3 protein-coding genes and 1 pseudogene are annotated in these 3765 nt (G+C 35.1%); all 4 read left to right on the forward strand.

Annotated elements, in window-relative coordinates; genetic code table 11:
* Positions 1 to 120 precede the first annotated feature (120 nt).
* Positions 121 to 1227 (forward strand): annotated as a pseudogene (locus E4U82_RS19235) (tripartite tricarboxylate transporter permease); the annotation flags it as partial.
* A gap of 31 nt (positions 1228 to 1258) precedes the next feature.
* Entirely contained in the window at positions 1259 to 2293 is a 1035-nt protein-coding gene (locus E4U82_RS19240; RefSeq protein WP_167751506.1) for an Ldh family oxidoreductase, read from the forward strand.
* A 75-nt stretch (positions 2294 to 2368) separates the two neighbouring features.
* Positions 2369 to 2734 carry a hypothetical protein gene (locus E4U82_RS19245; protein ID WP_135111860.1) on the forward strand — a complete coding sequence of 122 codons (366 nt, stop codon included), beginning with the start codon at positions 2369 to 2371 and terminating at the stop codon, positions 2732 to 2734.
* Between the two features lie 27 nt (positions 2735 to 2761).
* Entirely contained in the window at positions 2762 to 3709 is a 948-nt protein-coding gene (locus E4U82_RS19250; RefSeq protein WP_135111861.1) for an MFS transporter, read from the forward strand.
* The last annotated feature ends 56 nt before the right edge of the window (positions 3710 to 3765 follow it).

Below are 3765 nucleotides of genomic sequence, written 5' to 3' on the forward strand. Positions count from 1 at the left end.
AAAACGGGATGAAAGAAACCACGACAACCACTTTATTTCCCTTATTTTTAAAGGAATCCAAGAAAAATCCTCGTCTTTGTCCGAATCTTTGATGGATAAAAAATATAGTTTTTCACCGGTCTTCTAGCGGAACAGGCATTACGTTTTGGTGCTCCAGAATATTTTGCTTTAGCTATATTTGGTATTTCCGTAGTATCAAGTCTAGGTGGTATTAATCCGATTAAAGGGTTAATCTCTGGTACGTTTGGGGTTCTAATCGCTACTGTAGGAATGGATCCAATGGATGGTTATCCGAGATTTACTTTCGGCTTACCTTTTTTAGCAACGGGATTTGCGCTTATTCCAGTACTAATCGGATTGTTTTCTGCTGCACAAGCCTTTGAATTAATAAAACAGTCTAAAGATGATGAAAAGGGACAATTCAGTGAAGACGTAAAAGGCAAAGTATTACCTTCATTTAAGGAATTTACCAAAATTATGCCAAATATATTTCGTTCATCATTAGTTGGTACATTTATTGGTATCATTCCTGGTATTGGAGGAGACCCGGCTGCATTTATCGCATACAACGAAGCGGAACGTTGGTCGAAACACCCAGAAAGGTTTGGTAAAGGGGAACTTGGAGGGGTTGCTGCTCCTGAAGCAGCCAATAACGCAGTAACTGGTGGTGCTCTAATTCCATTATTAACCCTTGGAATTCCAGGTAATACTGTAACCGCTATCCTTATCGGTGGTCTTTTGATACACGGATTGCGCCCAGGTCCTATGTTATTTCAAAATCATGGTGATGTCGTATATTCATTGTTCTTCAGTTTAATTATTGCTAACTTGTTATTTATGATTATTGGGCTTACTTGCACAAAGTACTTCATTGCAATTCTTAAAGTACCTGCACAAATCTTAGGACCAATTATTTTAATACTTAGTATGATTGGATCCTTTGCTATCCATAATGCCTACATGGATATATGGGTTATGTTAGCTTTCGGGGTGATTGGTTATATATTTAAGAAAATCAATGTACCCGTAACACCGATTGTCCTAGCTATAATACTAGCCCCAATTGCTGAACAAAGTTTTAGGCAAGCCATGCTTCAATCTGGTAATGACTTTACCTATATTTTAACTAGACCAATTGCGGCGATATTTTTATTGGTAGCTGTAATTACTTTCTTCACACCATTTGTGAGAGATTATCTAAGAAATAGAAAAGAAAAGACAAATTAAAGTTATCTTAATAAGGATGGAGATTTTAACTATGAGTTTAATCAAGGTTGATCTTAATGAGATATACGAAATTAGTAGAGACATTTTGACTTCTTATGAAGTTACTTTGGAAGATTCAGAAGTAGTAATTAATTCTTTGCTTGATGCTGAAATAAGCGGGGTAAGCTCTCATGGACTTTTGAGATTGAAATCCTATACAGAACGCATTGAGTCTGGTGTTATTAATGTACACCCTAAGATTAGAGTGGAAAAAGACCTTAATAATGTTTTATTGCTAAATGGTGATAACGGTTTGGGTCAAGTAGTTGCTCAAAAAGCAATACAATTATGTTTTGATAAACTGTCCACTAATAGTGCTGTAACGGTACTGGTTCAAAATAGTAATCATTTTGGGACTTCGGGGTTTTATACGAAACAAGCAGCCAGTAGAGGATATCTGTCCCTTGTCTTTTCTAATGCGGGACCAACTATGGCCCCATGGGGAGGAACTGAGCCGTTACTAGGTACGAATCCTTTAAGTGCAGCATTTCCTGGTAGTAATACTAATTTTATGTTGGATATGGCAACTAGTGCCTCGGCAAAGGGAAAAATTCGTGCTATGAAGAATGCAAGTGAAAATATTCCAAAAGGCTGGGCAATAGATGAGAAGGGGGATGACACCCAAGACCCCGATAAGGTGTTAAATGGTGGAACAATGCTACCAATAGGAAACCATAAGGGGTACGGTTTATCGATGTTAGTAGATACTTTATGTGCAGGGTTAACAGGTGCATCCCTAAGTTATGAAACCGTGTCTGTAGGTAATACCAAAAGAGATGCAAATATAGGTCATTTTTTCTATATGATTAAAATTGATGACTTATTGCCACTTGAAAGTTTCCAAAGAAGAATGGATGATTGGTTCGAAACAATTAAGACATCCAATAAGAGAGAAGGTTTTGAGGAAATTTATATTCCTGGAGAAATCGAGGAGAAGAAAAAAGATGATATTACTAATAGCATTCATTTAAATGAGAAGGTATATAAAGAAATTCTTAAAATAGCTGAGGAAAGAAAAATATCATGAAGGGAATCGGAGTGAACTATCATTTTATTAAATAAATTCAAAACCAGCAAAGAAGATAAAGAGATAGTAAATGAAATGAAATATATGTTGGATAATTCACTTAAGGAGAATCAAACCCTTAAAGAGTTCATTCAATCACTCTTGGCCGAATTTAATAAAGGTGAAAATGGATTAGCAGTAAAGTATTTGCGAGAAAATACACCAGAAGATTCATTAAGTATGGTTGATAAATTTCTTGATTATTTCAATGGAAAATCTTTCGAGGGATACATTTGGAAACAGAATATAGAAAATGTTTATAAACAATTTATGCGGACTGTTCATGAATTTGAGAATGAAGGAAAAAATGTAGAGGCCTTTCTAGTGTTTATTATGAATTATGTCTTTGTATCTTATAGTAATAAACCGTTCAGAAAAGCTGTTGGTATTAAAGTTAAGTAGTTTTATTATATTACGGGGGTAAATTGGATGGAAAAGAGAAAAATAAGAACACTTATTGTCCTGATTACTTCGGTATTTGCCTTCAGTATCGTTGGTAGCCGTCCACTTATCCCTTTATATGCAAATACCTTGGGAGCTACAAATTTTTTAGTAGGAATTATTGTAGCTCTCTTTTCATTTTTTCCGTTATTTATTTCAGTGAAATTGGGGAGAGTTGTTGACAAAAAGGGTGTTAAAAAGCTTCTATGTTTAGGCTTACTTTTTGGAGCGGTCTCGTTGATAATCCCTTTTTTTATTAATAATTTGACTGGGCTGATCATTTCACAAATTATTGCAGGAACGGCACAAATTATTTATATTGTTGCAATGCAATCATATGCGGGTGGATTTGCGGATAGGGAGTATTATATAAACTTATTTAGTATTAGTATAGCAATAGGGAGCTTTCTTGGTCCATTGTTTTCAGGATTTATATCGGACATTTATAGCTATACAATTGCGTTAATGATTGGTGGTGTTTTATTATTACTTGTAATCCCTCTTGTAAGTTTGTTTAAGGAGCACGAAATAAGACTGGAGAGCGAAGAAGAAGATAAACTAGAAAACTTCAATATGTTTAGTATGTTTAAGTTAAAATCGTTACAATATGCTTTTTTAGTTAGTGTTTTAGTTTTGTTTGCTAAAGATACCTATATTGCCTTTTTCCCATTATTAGCTAGTGAACATGGGATAAATAATTCTATTATTGGGCTGATTATCTCTCTAAATGCTGCAGCAGGAATATTAATTAGACTAATGCTACCTTTTTTACTTGCTCACATGAGTAGAAGAATTATTATTAATATGTCGATTCTAATCTCAGGTCTCATTTTTTTATTGCATCCATTGGTAAGTTCAACTACACTGTCCGCAGTCTTATTCTTTGTCGACTTCATGGCCAGTGGCAGTGGCATGGCTGCGCACTGGCAGTCATAGACAATGCCACTGGCAATAAGTTTGGTCAGTGTATTGTCGTTACCACCCCAAGTATT

Origin of the sequence: Lentibacillus salicampi, from assembly GCF_004565465.1 — a bacterium.
In the GTDB taxonomy this organism is placed as follows: domain Bacteria; phylum Bacillota; class Bacilli; order Bacillales; family Amphibacillaceae; genus Lentibacillus; species Lentibacillus salicampi.